This is a genomic window from Zhongshania borealis, from assembly GCF_039539625.1.
GTDB classification, from domain to species: domain Bacteria; phylum Pseudomonadota; class Gammaproteobacteria; order Pseudomonadales; family Spongiibacteraceae; genus Spongiibacter; species Spongiibacter borealis.
Genome location: NZ_BAABDM010000020.1, coordinates 1 through 4081 on the forward strand (window position 1 = coordinate 1; position 4081 = coordinate 4081).

Annotated in this window: 5 protein-coding genes; all 5 read right to left on the reverse strand. The window is 45.0% G+C overall.

The window, feature by feature from the left end; genetic code table 11:
- On the reverse strand, positions 1-194 hold a 194-nt coding region (locus tag ABD836_RS19360), incomplete at its 3' end, for a hypothetical protein (RefSeq protein ID WP_344939286.1).
- A gap of 44 nt (positions 195-238) precedes the next feature.
- The gene (locus tag ABD836_RS19365; protein WP_344939289.1) at positions 239-601 is read right to left on the reverse strand and encodes a hypothetical protein; all 363 of its coding nucleotides are present in this window, start codon (positions 599-601) and stop codon (positions 239-241) included.
- Positions 601-2142: an RHS repeat domain-containing protein gene (locus ABD836_RS19370; protein ID WP_344939292.1), complete on the reverse strand. Its 1542-nt coding sequence runs from the start codon at positions 2140-2142 to the stop codon at positions 601-603. Before ABD836_RS19370 ends, ABD836_RS19365 begins: the two co-directional genes overlap by 1 nt.
- A gap of 281 nt (positions 2143-2423) precedes the next feature.
- On the reverse strand, positions 2424-2855 hold the full coding sequence (locus ABD836_RS19375) for a hypothetical protein (protein ID WP_344939295.1): 432 nt from the start codon (positions 2853-2855) through the stop codon (positions 2424-2426).
- Positions 2856-2861: 6 nt separating this feature from the next.
- Positions 2862-4081: RHS repeat-associated core domain-containing protein (locus ABD836_RS19380; protein WP_344939298.1), on the reverse strand; the 1220-nt coding region annotated here is incomplete at its 5' end.

Below are 4081 nucleotides of genomic sequence, written 5' to 3' on the forward strand. Positions count from 1 at the left end.
CTGCCAATATGGTCTTTGTGTAAATAGCGCGTTTCTACTATTCCGGCACTGTTGGCGGTACGATTCTTATAGGTAACAATGGTATTGCCACCAACATAGTGGCGTTCTTTGATATCACCATTAGGCAGTGTGACCTTTTCATATAGACCACCTACGAACACTGTATTGCTAATGCCCGCAGCGGTTTCGTCCATTCGCATTAGCAGCTATAGGATGAGAGACTAACGCATTAGGCACATCACTCATCTAGTTCTTTTTCCGTCAGCCCTTGAAATTTGGCAAGTCTAAAAACTAGCTCGTGCAGTGGAAAAGAAGAATCCAGCGGAATCGAGCCAACTTTCATTAAATACTGTTGAATTATCAACATTAGGTTGTCCGCTTCGTTAACCTCCGTAGAAATGAAGGTAATAATTTTTGTTGACCCAAACCTCTTTTCTCCACGAGATAATTCAATTTCAGCTTCTATTAGATTACCTAAATCATCATAGATTACATATTCAGAATTTTCGACATCAATAACTTCCAAGTCGGCGCGAGCGTCCTCAATAGAGCTATAGATATCTAAATCCCCGTGATCGTCAACAATTACAAACCTTGCCATTAGAAGCGATCTCCCATTGATTTGTCAGAACTTCTCGAATCCCATGGACGATGACGCTTAATAGAACCTCCTGGCACTGTATTACCCTTACCGTCCATTGCTCTCCTATGATAATGAGGATATTTACCAGTTGGATGTCCAGTTCGGTTTCCCCATGGGGCTAAACGGAAATTCCTTCCTATGTTCAATTCCCCACCAGTCCTAAAACCGATCATATGGACTGCAGTGCCAGCTCCGACACCACTCATATAAGCACCTGAGCCAAAATTAACAACGTCGTTGTAACCAAATATTTCGCGAGCTATCGCCGTTCCACCGAAAGATAGTGTGTCTCCGAATCCCGCCGCTGAATCAACTAGCCATTGTGGCGCTAGCGGCAAATCAAGCTGAGCCACATATTGACCGCTAGAACCATCGAGATAATCGGACATGTAAACGTTCAATTCGTCATTTGTCATCAGCTCATTAGAATTCTCGCTCAAGGAGGCATCACCACTTTCGGCTCCGGCGAGTTCTGGCGTGGGACTCATGATCCTCTGAATACCATAACCAATAGCAGCCCCCACAGCCGCGCCCTTCACCCCATCTATAAACTTACCGCCTTGGGCCTTCGCCACACTACCACCAACAAACATAGCCGCACCTACATTCCCTACATTGCCAGCGTTAAACGCCACGCCCAATTGAGTGGAGAACTCTCCCGCAATATACCCAACTGCAGCGCCCGTAATAACCTGTTCGATTGTACCTCCATTCGCCGCCGTCATCGCTGCATTAAAAGCCGCAACACAGGCAGCTGCAGCCCCATTACATACAATACCCAGCCCGATACTGATCGCAGTAGACAAGCCCTCGACTCGACCTATTTCTCTGAAGAATTTCTTGTGGGCAGACAAAAACGCTTCGGCGACCGCTTTATGTGCCTTACCGATGGCATTACCTATTTTCTTAACCAATTTCTTCAAGAAAAACCCGCTAGGGTCGGTATAACTAAGCGGATTGTTTTCTACATAACTATAGCGGTTAAGTGCCTGTAGGTTTGTACTGTCGCCCACAAATGGATCCGCACTTAAGAAACGACCAATCTCTGCGTCGTATACTCGTCCACCCATGTGGATGAGGTTGACTCCATCCAGCTGCTCATGACCAGTAAAACCTTTATTAGTGATATCACTGCTCAATGTCAGGGCCGAAATCGTGAGATTTCCCTTTTGGTATACGGTCAACGAACTCCAGCTACCGAGAATCGCTTGAATCTCTGTCAGTGTAGCGGCTCTGCGCTTGCCCCAAGGGTCAAAGCTAAATGACTCCACTTCATCACCATTTTCATCGCTGATGAGGACTGTGCTGCCAATATGGTCTTTGTGTAAATATCGCGTTTCTGTTGTGCCAGCACTGTTGGCAGTGCGATTTTTGTAGGTAACAATGGTATTGCCACCGACATAGTGGCGTTCTTTGATATCACCATTAGGCAGTGTGACCTTTTCATATAGGCCACCTACAAATACGGTATTGCTAATGCCCGCAGCGGTTTCATCCATTCGCGTGATTAGTTGTCTGTCAGCACCATAGCCCATGATTGTTTTATAAGTCGAGCGTTAGCTGTATGGGTAGGCTTAACGAAATGGGACTCCTGATTCCGACGGTAGTTTAAAGGAGCGGCATAGATAACACACTTATTCAAGATTACCGGCATTTAGTTTACCCAAGCATAATTAACAACATTGCCCCTCTTTCGGCTGATTTAGATTCCGGTCACCGCCCAACCATCTGGCATGATTCCATCACAAATCTAAAACCCCAGCATTTTCTCTGCGCCTCTCTATGAGTCGACAATAACGACAACTCCTAGCGGAATTTCACTATTAAATTCATTCTTCCATGGTATCAATAGCTTTCGATCTACTATCCCCTCACTATACAAACGTAAATTTGCGAGTATAGAACCTTTCGCATTGATAACTCGAACAGCCGCCAAGTTTTTCCACGGAATTACGATAGAAAATTTATATAGAGAATATATAAATATTCCTTCTGGTGTTACTCCAACATAAACGACAAAAGATATTTTTTCAGGAAAATATAGCATTCCCATAACTTTATTATCTACAACAGAATTAATATCTGCATGATATGAAAAATTGCATATATATGACTTAACTACACGCGATTTCAAAATGGCATGCAAATTAATAACAAATAAATAAAAAAATATGACGCCAGCCACAACTAAAATCAGATAAAAAATATTCATGCGACTTTACCAATCCTTTAATCGTTCAATCGCTGCGGGGGACTTCGGTTGCGAGAAGTCCTTATAATTAACCCTCTGTGGCACTGCGTCATCAATCCCGGATAAAATGTCCCGCGCCACACCATGAACATTTCGCCACGCATTAAAACTCTGTAACCCGTTTGAAAGAACTAAATGCCACTGTGGAGCTAGTATCACACCAGCCTGCACCGAGAATGGAAGCCCTAACGAGACTACAGAAACGACCGCAAGGACTCTCGTAGCTTGGCTTGAAGCCCCATCAGAAGGATTACCAGCACCAGAAGAGTATAGGTTTCCTGTATAAGTATGCCTTTCAGCAAATCCCGGCATTGTGACAAATCTAGTAGCGCCCTGAGTTACCGTTGCCCCTCCGGATGGCACAAAATGATTTCCATCTGGCGCTTTTTCTTCCATACGAACGATTCCATTTTTAAGTTCAGCAGTTGGAAGCATAGCATCCTCCAATGCCCACTTAATATGGTCCATAGCCGCACCCAAAGAGGTCGCACCTGCATTTACTGCGTTTCGAATTCCGCCAGCTGCGGTACCTATTGCACTACCTATTCCAGCCCATTTAGCTCCGTCAATGAATTTACCACCTTGAGCTTTAGACACCGTGCCAGCAACAAGCATTGACGCCGCCATATTGCCAATATTCTCGCTAAGCGCACCAACGACGCCGCCTCCAACCATTCCATCAACACCCGGCACACCGTTTGTAATCATACCTATAGCAGCACCAGTGAGCACTTGCCCAATCGTACCTCCATTCGCATCCGTCATCGCAGCATTAAATGCCATGGCACACCAAGCTTGGCACCCAGGTATGAAGTTCAGCGCAACACTTATTACAATGGAAAGCCCTTCGATCTCGCCAATCTGACGCAGCACCTTTCTTCTGAGGTTTCGACTTCCCTCAACTACGCTACTTATACCGCTTTTAATCGCATTACCAAGTTTCTTAACCAATTTCTTCAAGAAAAACCCGCTAGGGTCGGTATAACTAAGCGGATTGTTTTCTACATAACTATAGCGGTTAAGTGCCTGTAGGTTTGTACTGTCGCCCACAAATGGATCAGCACTTAAGAAACGACCAATCTCTGCGTCGTATACTCGTCCACCCATGTGGATGAGGTTGACTCCATCCAGCTGCTCATGACCAGTAAAACCTTTATTAGTGATATCACTGCTCAATGTCAGCGCCG

What these genes read in the sequence shown, in the direction of transcription:
- ABD836_RS19365 (WP_344939289.1), bottom strand. Translation starts at nt 601, where the DNA reads ATGGCAAGGTTTGTAATTGTTGACGATCACGGGGATTTAGATATCTAT.
- ABD836_RS19370 (WP_344939292.1), bottom strand. Translation starts at nt 2,142, where the DNA reads ATGGATGAAACCGCTGCGGGCATTAGCAATACCGTATTTGTAGGTGGC.
- ABD836_RS19375 (WP_344939295.1), bottom strand. Translation starts at nt 2,855, where the DNA reads ATGAATATTTTTTATCTGATTTTAGTTGTGGCTGGCGTCATATTTTTT.